Origin of the sequence: Polaribacter sp. 11A2H (assembly GCF_011379025.1) — a bacterium.
GTDB lineage: Bacteria > Bacteroidota > Bacteroidia > Flavobacteriales > Flavobacteriaceae > Polaribacter.
Map to the genome: position 1 here is coordinate 141,721 of NZ_WTLD01000007.1, position 16,160 is coordinate 157,880.

Sequence of the window (16,160 nt, forward strand, 5' to 3'; positions counted from 1 at the left end):
TAAAATAAGCTCACAATTTAATAATCATAAAAAAACCGACTCTCTTCAGAATCGGTTTTTTTTTATGATTATTTAAAGACATTCCTTATCAGGAATAAATGATTTTAATTTTCAGTTCCTAAAAAATTATAATTTTTAGAGTAAAATAACATTTGCTCCTCAAAATCTTTTGGTTGCGTTACCTTCACGTCTAAAATCTGTCCATTTTCATCTAAATCTGGAACTAAAACAGGGTTTACAAAACCACTATAAGGAGCCGATTTAAACTGCTCGTTTCTTTTTAAAACCTCCGCATGAATTTGTTGATCTACTTTAACACCATACCCTTCTACTAAAGCTTTAGCAGCCTCAAAATCACCTTCAGATTTTATACGTTGCGCCTCTTTTAATAAGCGTCCAAATATTTCTCTTAATTTATCATAATCAGTTATATTAAAGTACGTTTTACCATCTCTAACAACCTTCTCTATAACATTGTCTTTTTTACCTTGCTCAAAAGCCCAAGCAGAAACCCATTGTCTGTTTACCATGTGGTCTTCTTCAATATCATCTCCTAAATTAATTCTCACCAATTGTGTCATTAAACCATTTCTAATATATCCATCATAGGCAGCCATCCCTAACTCCTTGTAATTATCTGTCAACCCTAATTCGTCTAATTTGGCATCCATTAAATAATATAAACCAACTAAATCTGCACGACCTTCTTCCATTGTAGAAGCATAATTTTGAAGCGTTTCTTTTGGTTGTCCTATACCTTCATTAATTACACCAGAAGCATGCCCAATAACTTCATGTAAAGAAGTATGTAATTTATCTGCAATCTGACCGTATTTTTCTTCTAAACGAACTTCCTCCTCGTCATTAGCAAATTCTTTTAAACGATCTGTTCCACCTACACTATTATATGCTCCAATAATGTTTCCTAAAGAAACAGATTTAGAACCATGTTGTTCACGAATCCAATTGTTATTTGGTAAATTTACACCAATGGGTGTGCTTGGAGACGAATCTCCTGCTTCACCTGCAACATTTACAGTTTTATAAGAAACCCCAACTACATTTTCTTTTTTGTGAGAAGGATCTAAAGGAGCATTATCTTCAAACCATTGCGCATTGTCCGATAAAACTTTCATTTTACGAGACATGTCAAAATCTTTAATTTGAACAACCGTTTCATAAGAACCTCTATATCCTTTTGGATCGTTATATACTTCTATAAAACCATTTATCCAATCTATATTTCCTTCGGTAGAAGTTGCCCAAGCAACACAATACTGATCCCAAACATCTAAACTTCCTGTTTTGTAATATTCTATTAATAGCTCTAAAGTATGTGCTTGTTTATCGTTTTCTGCAACTCCTTTTGCTTTTTCTAACCAACCAATAACAGCATCTAATGCAGCACCATACATTCCGCCAGATTTCCAAGTTTTTTCTACCAATTTTCCATTTTCTCTTACTAATTTAGAGTTTAAACCAGCTTCAATTGGTTGCTCTTTAGAGCCTTTATAAGCTGTTTTGTAAAAATCAACAACATCTTTGTCTGTAATATCTGGTCCATAAAAATTAATTGCTGATGACAAAATATTGTCAACTCCAGATTTCTTATTTACTTTTTTATTATCAGCATCATTAAATAAAATTTCAATTATTTCTGATGACAATTCTGTGTTTGAATTTTTTAATAAGTCTTCTGTAAAATATTCTTTTGTAAAAGCTGGTTTTAATTTATCATTAGAATAATGATGATGAATACCATTAGAAAACCAAACTCTTTTTAAGAAGGTTTTAAACGATTTAAAGCTCTCACTTTCTCTATCTCCAGTATAATTTTGGTTGATGTTTTCTAAAGCCTTTCTAATACTTAAATTATAGCGATAGTTTTGATCCCACATAATATCTCTACCAGACAAACCTGCTTGTGTTAAGTAATAAACAAGTTCTTTTTCTTTTAAAGTAAGCTCTTCAAACCCTGGGATTTTATAACGCAATACTTTAATATCTGCAAATTGTTCTACAAAATGGTTAAATTCTACTGCTGTTTTCTCTGTTTCTTTTTTGGGTTCTGCAGTACAAGAAGCCAATAATACAGCAACTGAAAAACTAAAAATCGTCTGTTTTATATTCATTTTATTAAGTTTATTATTGATGTATAAAGGTACAAATTTTAAGTACTCTTTCTGCGGATACTTTTTAATCTAGACCATGCTATTTTGTGTCTTAAAGTATACAGATAAAAGCATCCAATATCTAATAAAAAATAAAACAAACTAATACCACTTGGTGGATTATTACTTGGTAAAAATTCTATAAAACCAAAGGCTGTACTTGGCCATTTCCAACATTCAAATGCCGTACCTCCAATTTCTAGAATTGCTACTAAAATATACATTGCATAAAAAAATAATCTATCCTTAGGCCTTTTCCAAAGTAAAAGAAAAACACCTATTGTCATTACAAAACCAAAAACATCATTAAAAAATACTAAATAAATTGTAGACAGTAAAGCTATAAATACTGATAAGAATTGCTCTACAGCTTTATCATATTTTCTAACTATTGGCGCAGTGCTAAATTTAAAAACTCTACCGTATAAAGCTGCATGCCCTATTGGCACATATAAAGGCACGTTTTCTAATCTATAGGTATACATTTGTAATCCTCTAGAAAACAGGTATTCTCCACCAATTCCTAAAAACACAGCATACAGCATTAATTCTTTTACGCGTGGAGTAGATCTAAAGTACAGGGCAATAAAACCCGCAAACATTATTAAGTTAATTGTAATTTGAGAATTCGATACTTTTTCAGAAAAAAAGCTACTATCAAAAAATAAAACAAATACAAAAAAAATAAATAACCCTATTTTTCTATTAAAAACAGAAATTATTTTTTTTAGATCTTCTTTTGGAATCTCTAGTAACTTCATTTTAATGGACATTTAAAACAATCTGTGGTGTGGTCATTTACCAGACCAACAGCTTGCATGTACGCATATATTACAGTAGATCCTACAAATATAAAACCTCTCTTCTTTAAGTCTTTAGAAATTTTATCTGATAGCGCTGTTGTTGCCGGTACTTCTTCTCTATTATCGAACTTATTAATAATTGGTTTGTTATTAACGTAAGACCAAATAAATTTAGAAAAAGATCCAAACTCTTCTTGAATTTCTATAAATAATTGTGCATTTGTAATGGCACTTTTAATTTTAAGTTTATTTCTAATAATTCCAGAATCTAGTAGTAAAGATTCATATTTACTTTCGGAGTAAGTTGCAATTTTTTTATAATCGAATTGATCAAAAGCAACTCTAAAATTTTCTCTTTTATTCAAAATTGTAATCCAACTTAAACCCGCTTGAAAGGTTTCTAATATAAGAAACTCAAATAAAATATTATCATCATAAACGGGTACTCCCCACTCTTCATCATGATATTTTTTATATAAGTCACTGTCTGTTACCCAAAAGCATCTTTGTTTCATTTATTTTTTATTAAGGTTGAAAATTAATGTTAAATCAATTAAAAACCAACCTATTTTAGAATATTTTTCGCAACTTTACTCTAATTAAAATGATTGATTATGAAACTATTAAAACAACTTCTTATTCTTTTTTCTTTTGGATTGTTTCTTTATGCTTGTGGTTCATCACCCATAAAAAAGAATACAACTACAGAAGAAAAACCTGTTGTTATTGCAAATGATAGTTTAGAATACGAAGTAATTATTATAGACCCTGGTTTTAATGCCTTTTTAGCCTCCGTAGCGAAACCAGAAGGTTATTATTCTCAAAACTACCTAGAGGCTAGAAATAGAACTTGGATTTTAGAATGGAATAACAGAGCTAGAAATCCTATTCAGTTCAATGCTAATATCTATGAAAACATCGTTGACTACCAATCTACTATAGATTACGGTTACGAGGTAAACTACAAGTTATTTAATTACTTTTTATTTGCTCAGCAAAAGTATAAAATGAGTTTGGGTGGTGGATTTTCTAGTAGAATTAGATAGTTTTTTTCGTGTAACTTACAAAACTAAAATCAAATTTATTCTTTTCGTCTGCAATAAAATTTTCTCTTGAAGCTTCTTCCCAAATGGTTAAATCTATTTCAGGAAAAAAAACATCTGCTTCAAATTCATGATGTACTAAAGTAATATCTAATCTATCTGCCAATTTTTTCTCTATAGTTTCTTTATAAATTTGAGCACCACCAATTATAAAGATTTCATCTTTATTTTCTACCATCTCTATAGCTTCTTCTATACTATTTGCGATTAAACACCCATCTTTAAAATATTCTTTATTTCTGGTGATAATAATTGTAGTTCTGTTAGGTAAAGGTTTCCCTATAGATTCAAAAGTATTTCTACCCATTAAAATGTGATGTCCAGATGTAACCTTCTTAAACCTTTTTAAGTCTGCTGGTAAATGCCAAATTAAGTCATTATCCTTTCCTAAAGCATTATTTTTTGCAATTGCTGCTATAATTGTAATCATAGAATCCTAAAATTTTAACAAAATTAGAATATTTATACTAAGATTAGACGTTTTAAAGGCACTTTAAATCAATATATCATATTTACGAATACGTTTTCGAACAGAAAACACTGAAAATCAAGCAGAAAGAAATAAGTATTATTTTATATAAACAATAATTTAAATTCCCTTTCATTTTGAATTATCAATAATTTATATAACCATTTTACTAAACTGATAATTCTTTTATATTCTAACAAAATAATGATGTTTATAACCAAGTAGTTACATATTTTTACTTAAAATTTTTAATTATATAATTATGGCAATTAAAAAACAATTTTTGAAAAGCAAACCAGTTTGTAAAGTAACTTTTACGGTACCTGCTGAAGAAGCTAAAAAAGTAGTGGTAGTAGGATGCTTTAATGAGTGGAATGAAAAATCAGCTCCTTTAAAGAAATTGAAAAATGGGTCTTTTAAAGGTACAATAGATTTAGAATCTGGAAAATCTTACGAGTTTAAATACTTAATAGATGGTACTTATACAAACGAACAAGAAGCAGATGGGCTTGCTTGGAATGACTTTGCAGGAGCAGAAAACAGCGTGTTAAATTTATAATAACAGCGTTATTGATATAAAAAAAGAGCTTCCAATTATTATTGAAAGCTCTTTTTTGTTTTGTTATAATGTAAGTTTTATTTCTAAACGGCAACCTTTCCTTTAATATTAGGGTGAGGATTGTAGTCTATCAGCTCAAAATCTTCGAAAGTAAAATCTTCGATATTTTTTATTGCTGGGTTCATCTTCATTTTTGGTAAAGGCCTTATATCTCTAGCCAACTGAACTTTAAATTGTTCTTTATGGTTATTATAAATATGAGCATCTCCAAAAGTATGAATAAACTCTCCTGCTTCATAACCACAAACTTGCGCAATCATCATTGTAAACAATGCATAAGAAGCAATATTAAAAGGCACTCCTAAAAAGATATCTGCACTTCTTTGATATAGTTGACAAGATAACTTACCATCTGCTACATAGAACTGAAAAAAAGCATGACAAGGCGGTAAAGCTGCTTTTCCATTGGCTACATTTTCTGAAAAAGACACAGAAGTATCTGGTAAAACAGAAGGGTTCCAAGCAGAAACCAACATTCTTCTTGAGTTTGGATCGGTCTTTAAAGTAGTTATTACATCTTTTAATTGATCTACCTCATCACTATTCCAATTACGCCATTGGTGCCCGTAAACCGGACCTAAATCTCCATTTTCATCAGCCCAAGAATCCCATATTTTAACACCGTTTTCTTGTAAATATTTAATATTTGTATCTCCTTTTATAAACCAAAGTAATTCGTAAATAATAGATTTTAAATGTAGCTTCTTAGTCGTAACCATAGGGAAACCTTTACTTAAATCGAAACGCATCTGATACCCAAAAACACTTTTTGTTCCCGTGCCTGTTCTATCTCCTTTTTCGTTTCCGTTTTCTAAAACGTGCTTTACTAAATCGTGATATTGCTGCATTATTTATTCCTTTATTTGTTTATTCATGTAAACGTTTAAAAAAATAAACAATTACACGATTACACTTTTTAACCTATAATCATACCTGCAATAGTTGCAGACATTAAAGAAGCAATGGTACCTCCTATTAAAGCTTTAATTCCAAATTCTGACAAAACTTTACGTTGTCCTGGTGCTAAAGATCCAATACCTCCTATCTGAATACCAATAGACGCAAAATTTGCAAACCCACACAACATGTAAGTTGCCATAATTATAGATTTGTTATATGTTAAATGCGTTGCACTTGCAACATTTTTTAATTCTGCTAACTGAATATAACCTACAAATTCACTTGCAGCCAATTTTATACCCAACAACTGCCCCATTAAAGCCATATCTTCTTTAGCCACACCAATAAGCCACATTAAAGGAGCAAATATATATCCTAAAATAAACTCTAAAGAAAGACCGTCATAAAGCGTGTTATTTGCGATAAGTTCGTTTACAGAAACAAAATGCCATTCTAAGTTTAAAAATTCTATTGTAAAACCATCAAAAGATGCAACGGCTCCTAAAATACCATTTAACATTGCAATTATAGCTACAAAAACTAAAAGCATTGCTCCTACATTTACAGCTAAACGTAAACCTTCTGTGGTTCCATTTGCAATGGCGTCTAATATATTTGCACCTATTTTTTCTTGAGAAACAGTAACATCAGAATTTACTTCTTCCGTTTGTGGATATAATATTTTAGAAATTACAATAGCTCCTGGTGCCGCCATTACAGAGGCTGCTAATAAATGTTTTGCAAAAACCAATTCTAATTCTTTATCTCCACCACCTAAAAAGCCAATGTAAGCTGCCAATACTGCACCTGCAACAGTTGCCATACCACCAATCATTACCAATAGCATTTCCGACTTATTCATTTTTTCTAAATAAGCTTTAATTAGAAGTGGCGCTTCGGTTTGTCCTAAAAAAATATTACCAGCTACAGAAAGACTTTCCATACCTGATATCCCTAAAAATTTAGACAATACAATTGCTAAAACTTTTACTACTTTTTGAATAATTCCTAAATAAAATAATAATGATGTTAAAGCAGAAAAGAAAATAATGGTTGGCAATACTTGGAAAGCGAATATGTATCCAAATTTATTCATATCTCCAACAATACCTGCAAATAAGAATTCACTACCTGCTTTTGTATAAGCTAATATTTCAATAAAGATACCTCCTACAAATTCAAATATAGACTGTATAAATTCAACTTTTAAAACTCCAATTGCTATTATTAATTGTAAAAACAAACCAATGGCTACCTTTTTCCAATCGATGGCTTTTTTGTTGGCACTAAATAAGAAAGCGATCAATATTAATGAAAACATTCCTAAAACTCCTCTCCATAAACTGCTAAAAGAAAAACCTTGACTAGGTATAATTTCATTTATAGCTGAAACTGTTTCTGTATTCTGAGAAAAAACGGAAATTGATAACAGACAAAAAACAACAATAAATATTTTTTTCATAATGTAGATGTATACTATTAAGAGCGTTTACTTATTTCGTCTCTAATTTTTGCAGCTAATTCGTAGTTTTCATCAGAAACTGCATTGTCTAATTGGTCATGAAGCGCTTCTAAACTAACGTCAGAAAAAGAAGATTCTTTTTTAATTATTAACGCATCTATGTCTAAAGCGTCTTCTTCAGATTCTTCTGTATCTTCAATACCAAATTCTTCTTCTATCTTTAGAAAAATACCTGCTTTTTCTAAAATATTTTCATAAGTATAAATTGGTGCTTGAAAACGAACTGCTATTGCAATTGCATCTGAAGTTCTAGCATCTAAGATTTCTTCTACACCGTCTTTTTCGCAAACTAGGCTAGAAAAAAATACACCATCTACTAATTTATGGATAATTACCTCTTTTACTGTGACAGAAAAGCGGTCTGAAAATGTTTTAAAGAGATCGTGTGTAAGTGGTCTTGGAGGTTTAATTTCTGTTTCTAAAGCAATTGCAATAGATTGTGCTTCGAAGGCTCCAATAATAATAGGTAAAGTTCTTGTGCCTTTCATCTCACTCAAAACCAGCGCATAAGCACCACTCTGAGTTTGACTGTAAGAAATACCCTTTATAGTTAATTGTATTAAACTCATAAATTTATTTACGTAAAACTAAAATATATTTGCAAAACTTTTTGAAGTCATTTTTACAAACTTTTAGAGGGGCACAATTTAATAAAAATAATAGGTTAATGCTGATATTTCTCAAAAAAGTGAGTTTTACTCTTGCGTGAAGGATTGAAGCACCTGTTTGAGCTCTTTTTATTTTTCTTTTAAAATAAAAAAGCGAGTGCGGAAAGCCTGACGAAATTATTTTGACTTTGATAAAAGTTGATAAAAAAACTTATCAAAATTTTATTTCTGATAAGTTTCTAATATTTCACTTTAAATAATTTGGGCACGCCCAAAAAAGTAATTATTTATAATTAAGATGCTTTAAAAGCTTTTAATTTTTCGATTAATTTTGGTACTACTTCAAAAGCGTCACCAACAATACCATAATCTGCTGCTTTAAAAAACGGCGCTTCTGGATCTGTATTTATAACTACTTTTACTTTTGATGCATTGATACCTGCTAAATGTTGTATTGCTCCAGAAATACCAATGGCAATATATAAATTAGCTGCAACTGGTTTACCTGTTTGCCCAACATGTTCTGAGTGTGGACGCCATCCTAAATCTGAAACTGGTTTAGAACATGCTGTTGCAGCGCCTAAAACCTCAGATAATTCTTCTATCATCCCCCAGTTTTCTGGTCCTTTTAAACCTCTACCTGCAGAAACTACAATATCTGCATCTGCAATAGTTACTTTACCAGTAACTCTTTCTATTTTTTCTGATTTTACTCCTGGTGCTACAATTGTAGCTTCAAAAGTTTCTGTGTTTCCTGCCACTACATTTTCATGAACACCATAAGAATTTTTAGCAACTCCAATAACTTTATATTCTGTAGAAATTACAGTATTTGAAAACGCTTTGTTAGAAAATGTTTTTCTTTTTACTGTAAACGGACTTGTACTTGACGGTATATCTACTACGTTAGAAACACAACCGGCTTCTAAATTTACTGCAATTATTGGCGCTACATACAAACCATCTATACTAGAATCTACAACTACAACAGTGGCATTTTCTGCTTTGGCTACTTCTGTAATTACAGCCGCATATTGTTTTGCATTAAATGTATTAAAAGCATCGTTAGTTACGGAAACTACTTTTTCTGCTCCGTAGGTATATAATTCTGATGAATCGCTTGCATTTATTGTGATTGCAACAACATTAGTACCTAATTGTTCTGCAACCTTTTTTCCATATGAAACTACTTCTAAAGCAGTTTTCTTAAATTTTCCTTCCGATGAATCGGCAAAAACTAAAACAGACATATATTTATTTTTTTTAATTGTGTAATTGATTATTCGTTTAATTGTGTAGTTTTTGAGTAATCTTTTTTGCAGTTACACAATTTAACACTTAAACTGTTACACATTATATTTATATTACTTTTGCTTCGTTATGCAATAAGCTAATTAACTCATCTACATTATCTGCATCTACTAATTTTACTGCTCCTTTTGCTGGTAGTTTTTCAAAAGATTTAATACTTGTTGATGCTTCATTACTAACTGGCTCTACCACTTCTAATGGTTTTTTACGTGCCATCATAATTCCACGCATATTTGGTATACGTAAATCTTTTTCTTCTACCACTCCTTTTTGTCCACCAATTACTAAAGGTAAACTTGTAGATAAAGTTTCATTTCCTCCATCTATTTCTCTAGTTGCAGTAACAGCTGTTCCGTCTACTTCTATACCAACACAACCATTTATAAAATTAAAATCGGTTAACGTCGCTAACATTCCAGGAACCATTTGACCATTATAGTCTGCAGATTCTTTTCCTGCCAATACTAAATCATATTCGCCATTTTTTACAACTGCTGCTAATTCTTTTGCTACTTGAAATCCGTCTGTTGGGTTTACATTTACACGTATTGCATTATCGGCTCCTATTGCTAAAGCTTTACGCAATGTAGGTTCTGTTTCTGGACCACCAACATTTACAATTGTTACAGAAGCACCTTGTTTTTCTTTAAACCACATGGCTCTTGTTAAACAAAATTCATCGTAAGGATTAATAACAAACTGTACACCATTTGTATCAAATTTTGTATCGTTTTCTGTAAAATTAATCTTAGATGTGGTATCTGGAACATGACTAATACAAACCAATATTTTCATAAAATTCTATTTTTATACTTTTTATCTGCAACGAAAATACGTAATTTTTTAAAAAAATACTATGCATGCATAGTATTTTTTTCAATTATTTAACTTTTTCACATTAAGAAGATACATTTATTTAATAAAATGTAAAAAAAGTATGTTCTTTACAGTTAAAATAAAATTAATAGTAAAATAAAATTTCAAAAAAATATCAGCGCTCTAATTTCAAATCAAAAAAGAATAAATTGGATTGACCAAATTAAAGGTTTTGGTATCATTCTAGTTTTTTACGGAGATAGATTTCTTTAATTGAGAATTATATTTATAGTTTACTTTCGTTTTTTTTATACTAGCAGGCATTTTTCATCAAGAAAACTCTAAAAAGCTTAGGATTCATTGGAAAAACACAAGAGTTATTTTAGCTTTAATTCAACCTTTATTAAAAGATCTTATTTTATTATTAATCAACAAATATGTACCCTTTTTAAATGGAAAAAATAAAAGTTTATAAAAAAGAAATTCAGTTTCATTTACTACTAAATATCTTTGTAGCTCTATTTATAACGATTGCCTGTTATGTTCATGTACCTTTTGGTACTGTAAAAGCATTTTTTATCTACGTAATACATTTTCTGTTACTTCAGTTTTCTGTATTTGGTTTTATATATATTTTAAGTTTATTTAAAAGAGTATTTATTCTACTTTTTCCTATTCTATTTTTAATATGTGCTTGTTTATCATTTTGGGTGTACACTCAAGATATTAGTATAGATTTTGGCATGATTCAAGCCATTTCTGAAACCAATTTAGATATTGCAGTAGATGTATTTAGTTGGCTATTTTTAATATATATATACTGCTTGCTATGCTTGCTGTATTTATCATTTTAAAAACATATACAAAACTTAAAAAGAATACTATAAAATCGCCTTTATTTGTTTTATCGATACTTGGAATAATTACATTTTTTATGGTTGAAAATTATCGTTTTGGCGCTCTTAAACGAAGATTACCGTACTCTGCATTTTTTAGTGTGAAACAATATTTAGCAAAAGCAGATTTAATTTTAGAAGATGTAGATAAACATATTGTAAGTACACAAGACGACTTACATATTGTTTTTGTTCTTGGAGAATCGGTAAGAGCAGATCACCTTTCTTTAAATGGATATCACCGGAAAACAACTCCTTTATTAGAGCATCAAAAAAATATAATTAGTTACAAAAATATCTATACTCCATTAACGTACACCGCTATTAGCGTACCACAAATTCTAACAGATAAGTCTATTATAGACACTTTAAACACCGCAACTAGTTTGTATAGTGTACTTAACAAAGCAGCTTTTAAAACAACATGGATTGGAAATCAATCATTAGAAAAAAGCTACGAAGACATAGTGAACACCAATGATAAAATACAAATTATAGATAAATTCCATTCCGTTTTAAGCTTTAAAAAAGAAAAAGATTTAGAAATATTAAATAACATAGATCTTACTAAAAATTTTAAAGGAAATAAAATAACAACCCTTCATATGATAGGGAGTCATTGGTACTACAATAGTAGATTCGATGAAAATTCTACCGTATACAAACCAATAGTAACCAGTAAATATGTAGGATCTTCCTCTAAAACAGCACTTATAAATTCTTACGATAATACCATTTTGTATTTAGATTCTTTTTTAAATAAAATTATCGAAGATTTAAAAAAATCTTCTAAGAATACCATATTAATATACCTTTCAGACCATGTAGAAATTTTAGGTGAAGACGGTAAATGGTTTCATGCTCAAAAACATAAAGCCTCAGAAAATCCTGCAATGTTGGTTTGGTATTCTGAAAATTTTAAACAAAAAAATCCTAAAAAAGTAGAAAATCTTAATTTGAACAAAAACAATTCAATCTCCACAGATTTCCTCTTCTACAGCATCCTAGATTTGTCTGAAATAAAAGGATTTGAATACCCTAAAGAATCCAGTATATTTCATTTTCAATAGAAACCGATAAAAACATAATATTGATATTATTATTTTCTTTTTTTGACTATTTTTTTTATATATAATTCCTTACTTTTGCAATTGAAATTACTAATTACAATAATACTAGATGAAAACAGTTCAATTCAGAGAGGCAATTTGTGAAGCCATGAGTGAAGAAATGCGCAGAGATGAAAGCATTTATTTAATGGGTGAAGAAGTTGCAGAATATAATGGTGCCTACAAGGCATCTAAAGGTATGTTAGATGAGTTTGGTGCTAAACGTGTTATAGACACACCTATTGCTGAGCTTGGTTTTGCTGGGGTTGCAGTTGGTTCTGCAATGAATGGTCTTAGACCAATTGTAGAGTATATGACTTTTAACTTCTCTTTGGTTGGTATTGATCAAATTATAAATAATGCTGCAAAAATTAGACAAATGTCTGGTGGACAGTTTAATTGCCCAATTGTTTTTAGAGGACCTACAGGTTCTGCTGGTCAATTAGGTGCAACTCACTCACAAGCATTTGAAAACTGGTTTGCAAACACACCAGGTTTAAAGGTTATTGTACCTTCTAATCCTTATGATGCAAAAGGTTTATTAAAAGCAGCTATTAGAGATGACGATCCGGTTATTTTTATGGAGTCTGAACAAATGTATGGTGATAAAATGGAAATCCCAGAAGGAGAATACATTATCCCTATTGGAGTTGCAGACATTAAAAGAGCAGGAACAGATGTAACTATCGTTTCTTTTGGTAAAATTATTAAAGAAGCTTATAAAGCTGCTGATGAATTAGCTAAAGAAAATATTTCTTGTGAAATTATTGATTTAAGAACAGTACGCCCAATGGATCATGCTGCTATTTTAACTTCAGTAAAAAAGACAAACAGATTAGTTATTTTAGAAGAATCTTGGCCATTTGCTAGTATTTCTACAGAAATAACTTACAGAGTACAAGAAGAAGCATTTGATTATTTAGATGCTCCTATTAAAAGAATTACTACTGCAGATACTCCTGCTCCTTATTCTCCTGTATTATTTGAGAAATGGATACCAAATTATAAAGACGTTATAAAAGCGGTAAAAGAAGTAATGTATAAAAAATAAGACAACTTCAATAAATTGATAAAAAAGGCTAATAAATATATTTTATTAGTCTTTTTTTTATTTGGCAATTTTACACAGTCAGTACTTCTACAGTATCTAAATCTCACGTATTTTCTACTTCTAAATACTACACAACAAACATTATACCTTTTTTTTAGTAAGGGCGTAAATAATACACCGACTAGGAAATAATTAATGAACGATTACGTTATTTATTCACAAAAAAACATCAAGAATTATTCTTACTAATGAAAATAAAATTCGCTTTAATTTATACTCTACTATTTTCTATTTCTTTATTAGCACAAACAAAGGTAAAAGGAATTATAACAGATGCAGACAACACTCCTCTTCCCTATTGCAGTATACAATTTAAGGGCTCCATAGAAGGAACCACAAGTGATGAAAACGGTGGTTTTTATTTTGAATCTAAAGAAACTTGGAAAGAAATAGAAGTTTCGTTTATTGGTTATAAAACACAAATAGTACCTTTAGAACACAGAATTAGCTACAACTTAAAAATTATACTTGAAGAAGAAACAGATGCTTTAGATGAAATTATAATAGCAACAGGCAAACAACCCAAAAAAAACAATCCTGCAATAGATATTCTTAGAAAAATTTGGGCTCAAAAACGTAAAAATGGTTTAAGTCATTTTAATCAATATAGCTATAAGAAATATCAAAAAGTAGAATTTGATTTAAATACTATTGATGAAAAATTAAAAGGAAAAAAAATATTTAAAGGATTAGAATTTGTTTTTAAAGATATAGATACCTCTAGCATAACTGGGAAAACTTTTTTACCTGTTTTTTTAAACGAAAATCTTACGCAAGTATATGGAGACAATACTATAAATAAAGAAAAAGAAGTTTTAATTGCAAACCAAAACTCTGGTTTTAGTAAAGACCAACAACTTATCGATTATGTAGATGATTTATATGCTAAATATGATATTTATGACAATTATTTAAAAATATTCGATAAAAGCTTTGTGAGCCCATTGTCTAAAACAGGAATCAATAATTACAATTATGTTTTGGCAGATAGCTCTTATATAGGTAAAAAATGGTGCTATAATATTATTTACTATCCTAGAAGACAAAATGAACTTACTTTTAAAGGTAATTTCTGGGTAAATGATTCCACATTTGCTGTAAAAGAAATTAATTTACAAGTCGTAAAAAATGCCAATATAAACTGGGTAAAAGATGTGTATATAGAGCAAGAGTTTGAATTGTTAAACGATTCTATTTTTGTCTTAAAAAGAGACTATTTATTATCTGATTTTGCACTTAGTAAAAAAGATAAATCGAGAGGAGTTTATGGTAAAAAAACTACCATTTATAAAGATTATGTTTTCAATAAACCATTAAAAGATGAAAACTTTTATGATAAAAAAGTTTTTACCCCAAACAACGATTCCATATATAGTAAATCTAGAGAGTTTTGGGACAATAATAGATTAGAAGAACTCAATAAAAACGAAAAAGGAATCTATAAATTAATAGATACTTTAAAAACGGTTAAAAAATTTAAAAACATCAACAAAGCTGTTCAGACCATGTATTCTGGATATTTTGAAATAGAATCTTTAAACATAGATTATGGCCCTATTTTTTCTACTTTTGGATATAATGACGTAGAAGGATTGCGTGTAAGGGTTGGTGCTAGAACTTATAAATCTTCAAATGATTTATTTAGACTAGAAGCCTATACTGCTTATGGTTTAAAAGATAAGAATTTAAAATATGGATTTCAAGCAAAATGGCTTGTAAATAAAAAAAATAGATTTGTAATTACAGGTGGTAAGAAAAATGATATTGAACAAATTGGAGCTACTTTAACCGCAAATACAGATGTTTTAGGCAGAAGTGACGGTTCTTCATCATTAATTAGCACTGGTACAAATGACAAACTAACAAATATTAATATTACTACACTTACAGGAGAAATAGAACCAACTCCAAATTTAATATTAAAGCTTTCTGCAAATTACAAAACACTAAATTCAGCTTCAGATAGTTTTAGTTTAGATTATAATGATGTTACCGCTCCATCTGGAATTTCATCTAACATAAGACAATTAGAAACTGTTTTTTCTTTGGGCTATTATCCTAAAAGAAAAATGTCTGGTTTTGGAGTACAGAGAGAAGCTGCAAACACTAATTACACACAATATTTCACCCAAATAACAAGAGGAACTAAAGATATTTTTGGTAGTGATTTTGATTATACTAAAGTGCAAGTTTCCTTATTTAAATTATGGAAAATTGGTGGTCTCGGAAGGTTAAAAACTTCTTTAGAAATGGGACAAACTTTTGGCGAAGTTCCTTTAGGCTTATTAAGTGTTGCTCCAGGAAATCAAACTTATTTTATGTTTAACAATACCTTTAACCTACTAAATTTCTACGAATTTGTAACAGATAGATATGCTTCCTTTCATTTAGAACATAATTTTAATGGTAGAATTTTTTCTAGAATTCCACTATTAAAAAAGACTAAGTTAAGAACAGTAATAGGTTTTAAAACATTTTTAGGAGATATCTCTGACAAAAACGTTGCATTAAACACAACTCCTAATAGTTTTCAGATACCCTTAACAGCTCCTTCTCAAGAACCTTATTATGAATACAGTGTTGGAGTTGCTAATATTTTTAAGGTATTACGAGTAGATTTTAACTTTAGAGGAAACTACTTTGATAATTCTGAAGCAAGAAAATTTGGAGTAACAGCAGGATTGCTATTTAATTTTTAAAATAAGATATTGATGTCTTTTAA

15 protein-coding genes are annotated in these 16,160 nt (G+C 29.6%); 6 read left to right on the plus strand and 9 right to left on the minus strand.

The window, feature by feature from the left end:
• Positions 1-104 precede the first annotated feature (104 nt).
• The 3 genes from GQS58_RS10980 to GQS58_RS10990 are packed head-to-tail and all read right to left on the minus strand — an operon-like array spanning position 105 to position 3,489.
• A complete protein-coding gene (locus GQS58_RS10980; RefSeq protein ID WP_166385786.1) occupies positions 105-2,132 on the minus strand; it encodes a dipeptidyl-peptidase 3 family protein in 2,028 nt (675 codons plus the stop codon).
• Between the two features lie 38 nt (positions 2,133-2,170).
• Complete coding sequence (locus GQS58_RS10985) at positions 2,171-2,932, minus strand: hypothetical protein (protein ID WP_166385788.1); 762 nt, start codon at positions 2,930-2,932, stop codon at positions 2,171-2,173.
• A complete protein-coding gene (locus GQS58_RS10990) occupies positions 2,929-3,489 on the minus strand; it encodes a DNA-3-methyladenine glycosylase I (RefSeq protein WP_166385790.1) in 561 nt (186 codons plus the stop codon). Before GQS58_RS10990 ends, GQS58_RS10985 begins: the two co-directional genes overlap by 4 nt.
• 99 nt (positions 3,490-3,588) lie before the next feature.
• Between GQS58_RS10990 and GQS58_RS10995 the strand changes: the two genes are divergently transcribed.
• Positions 3,589-4,020 (plus strand): DUF6146 family protein, encoded by a 432-nt coding sequence (locus GQS58_RS10995; RefSeq protein ID WP_166385792.1) that lies wholly within the window; start codon positions 3,589-3,591, stop codon positions 4,018-4,020.
• Here GQS58_RS10995 and GQS58_RS11000 read toward each other — a convergent pair.
• A complete protein-coding gene (locus GQS58_RS11000; RefSeq protein WP_166385794.1) occupies positions 4,013-4,507 on the minus strand; it encodes a dihydrofolate reductase in 495 nt (164 codons plus the stop codon). The genes GQS58_RS10995 and GQS58_RS11000 overlap by 8 nt on opposite strands.
• Before the next feature lie 301 nt (positions 4,508-4,808).
• Here GQS58_RS11000 and GQS58_RS11005 point away from each other — a divergent pair, with 301 nt between their 5' ends.
• Positions 4,809-5,105, plus strand: coding sequence for an isoamylase early set domain-containing protein (locus GQS58_RS11005; RefSeq protein WP_166385796.1), 297 nt, complete (start codon positions 4,809-4,811; stop codon positions 5,103-5,105).
• A gap of 83 nt (positions 5,106-5,188) precedes the next feature.
• On the opposite strand, the gene GQS58_RS11010 is transcribed toward GQS58_RS11005, so the two are convergent.
• The 5 genes from GQS58_RS11010 to GQS58_RS11030 form a co-directional block, all read right to left on the minus strand.
• Positions 5,189-6,013: a thymidylate synthase gene (locus GQS58_RS11010; protein WP_166385798.1), complete on the minus strand. Its 825-nt coding sequence runs from the start codon at positions 6,011-6,013 to the stop codon at positions 5,189-5,191.
• A 68-nt stretch (positions 6,014-6,081) separates the two neighbouring features.
• Positions 6,082-7,527, minus strand: a complete 1,446-nt coding sequence (locus GQS58_RS11015) for a NupC/NupG family nucleoside CNT transporter (RefSeq protein ID WP_166385800.1) — start codon at positions 7,525-7,527, stop codon at positions 6,082-6,084.
• Between the two features lie 17 nt (positions 7,528-7,544).
• Positions 7,545-8,156, minus strand: a complete 612-nt coding sequence (locus GQS58_RS11020) for a bifunctional nuclease family protein (protein ID WP_166385802.1) — start codon at positions 8,154-8,156, stop codon at positions 7,545-7,547.
• Positions 8,157-8,488: 332 nt separating this feature from the next.
• Positions 8,489-9,445 carry an electron transfer flavoprotein subunit alpha/FixB family protein gene (locus GQS58_RS11025; protein ID WP_166385804.1) on the minus strand — a complete coding sequence of 319 codons (957 nt, stop codon included), beginning with the start codon at positions 9,443-9,445 and terminating at the stop codon, positions 8,489-8,491.
• Between the two features lie 109 nt (positions 9,446-9,554).
• Complete coding sequence (locus GQS58_RS11030; protein ID WP_166385806.1) at positions 9,555-10,301, minus strand: electron transfer flavoprotein subunit beta/FixA family protein; 747 nt, start codon at positions 10,299-10,301, stop codon at positions 9,555-9,557.
• 473 nt (positions 10,302-10,774) lie between these two features.
• On the opposite strand from GQS58_RS11030, the gene GQS58_RS11035 reads away from it, so the two are divergent.
• The 4 genes from GQS58_RS11035 (at position 10,775) to GQS58_RS11050 (ending at position 16,137) form a co-directional block, all read left to right on the plus strand.
• Positions 10,775-11,176 (plus strand): phosphoethanolamine transferase domain-containing protein, encoded by a 402-nt coding sequence (locus GQS58_RS11035; protein WP_166385808.1) that lies wholly within the window; start codon positions 10,775-10,777, stop codon positions 11,174-11,176.
• Between the two features lie 143 nt (positions 11,177-11,319).
• A complete protein-coding gene (locus GQS58_RS11040) occupies positions 11,320-12,288 on the plus strand; it encodes a phosphoethanolamine transferase (protein ID WP_166385810.1) in 969 nt (322 codons plus the stop codon).
• 109 nt (positions 12,289-12,397) lie between these two features.
• Positions 12,398-13,378 carry a pyruvate dehydrogenase complex E1 component subunit beta gene (locus GQS58_RS11045; protein WP_166385812.1) on the plus strand — a complete coding sequence of 327 codons (981 nt, stop codon included), beginning with the start codon at positions 12,398-12,400 and terminating at the stop codon, positions 13,376-13,378.
• Between the two features lie 248 nt (positions 13,379-13,626).
• Positions 13,627-16,137: a DUF5686 family protein gene (locus GQS58_RS11050; RefSeq protein WP_166385814.1), complete on the plus strand. Its 2,511-nt coding sequence runs from the start codon at positions 13,627-13,629 to the stop codon at positions 16,135-16,137.
• The last annotated feature ends 23 nt before the right edge of the window (positions 16,138-16,160 follow it).

Bases quoted from the DNA above. Each gene is read 5' to 3' on its own strand.
- GQS58_RS10980 (WP_166385786.1), bottom strand. From the start codon at position 2,132: ATGAATATAAAACAGACGATTTTTAGTTTTTCAGTTGCTGTATTATTG.
- GQS58_RS10985 (WP_166385788.1), bottom strand. From the start codon at position 2,932: ATGAAGTTACTAGAGATTCCAAAAGAAGATCTAAAAAAAATAATTTCT.
- GQS58_RS10990 (WP_166385790.1), bottom strand. From the start codon at position 3,489: ATGAAACAAAGATGCTTTTGGGTAACAGACAGTGACTTATATAAAAAA.
- GQS58_RS10995 (WP_166385792.1), top strand. From the start codon at position 3,589: ATGAAACTATTAAAACAACTTCTTATTCTTTTTTCTTTTGGATTGTTT.
- GQS58_RS11000 (WP_166385794.1), bottom strand. From the start codon at position 4,507: ATGATTACAATTATAGCAGCAATTGCAAAAAATAATGCTTTAGGAAAG.
- GQS58_RS11005 (WP_166385796.1), top strand. From the start codon at position 4,809: ATGGCAATTAAAAAACAATTTTTGAAAAGCAAACCAGTTTGTAAAGTA.
- GQS58_RS11010 (WP_166385798.1), bottom strand. From the start codon at position 6,013: ATGCAGCAATATCACGATTTAGTAAAGCACGTTTTAGAAAACGGAAAC.
- GQS58_RS11015 (WP_166385800.1), bottom strand. From the start codon at position 7,527: ATGAAAAAAATATTTATTGTTGTTTTTTGTCTGTTATCAATTTCCGTT.
- GQS58_RS11020 (WP_166385802.1), bottom strand. From the start codon at position 8,156: ATGAGTTTAATACAATTAACTATAAAGGGTATTTCTTACAGTCAAACT.
- GQS58_RS11025 (WP_166385804.1), bottom strand. From the start codon at position 9,445: ATGTCTGTTTTAGTTTTTGCCGATTCATCGGAAGGAAAATTTAAGAAA.
- GQS58_RS11030 (WP_166385806.1), bottom strand. From the start codon at position 10,301: ATGAAAATATTGGTTTGTATTAGTCATGTTCCAGATACCACATCTAAG.
- GQS58_RS11035 (WP_166385808.1), top strand. From the start codon at position 10,775: ATGGAAAAAATAAAAGTTTATAAAAAAGAAATTCAGTTTCATTTACTA.
- GQS58_RS11045 (WP_166385812.1), top strand. From the start codon at position 12,398: ATGAAAACAGTTCAATTCAGAGAGGCAATTTGTGAAGCCATGAGTGAA.
- GQS58_RS11050 (WP_166385814.1), top strand. From the start codon at position 13,627: ATGAAAATAAAATTCGCTTTAATTTATACTCTACTATTTTCTATTTCT.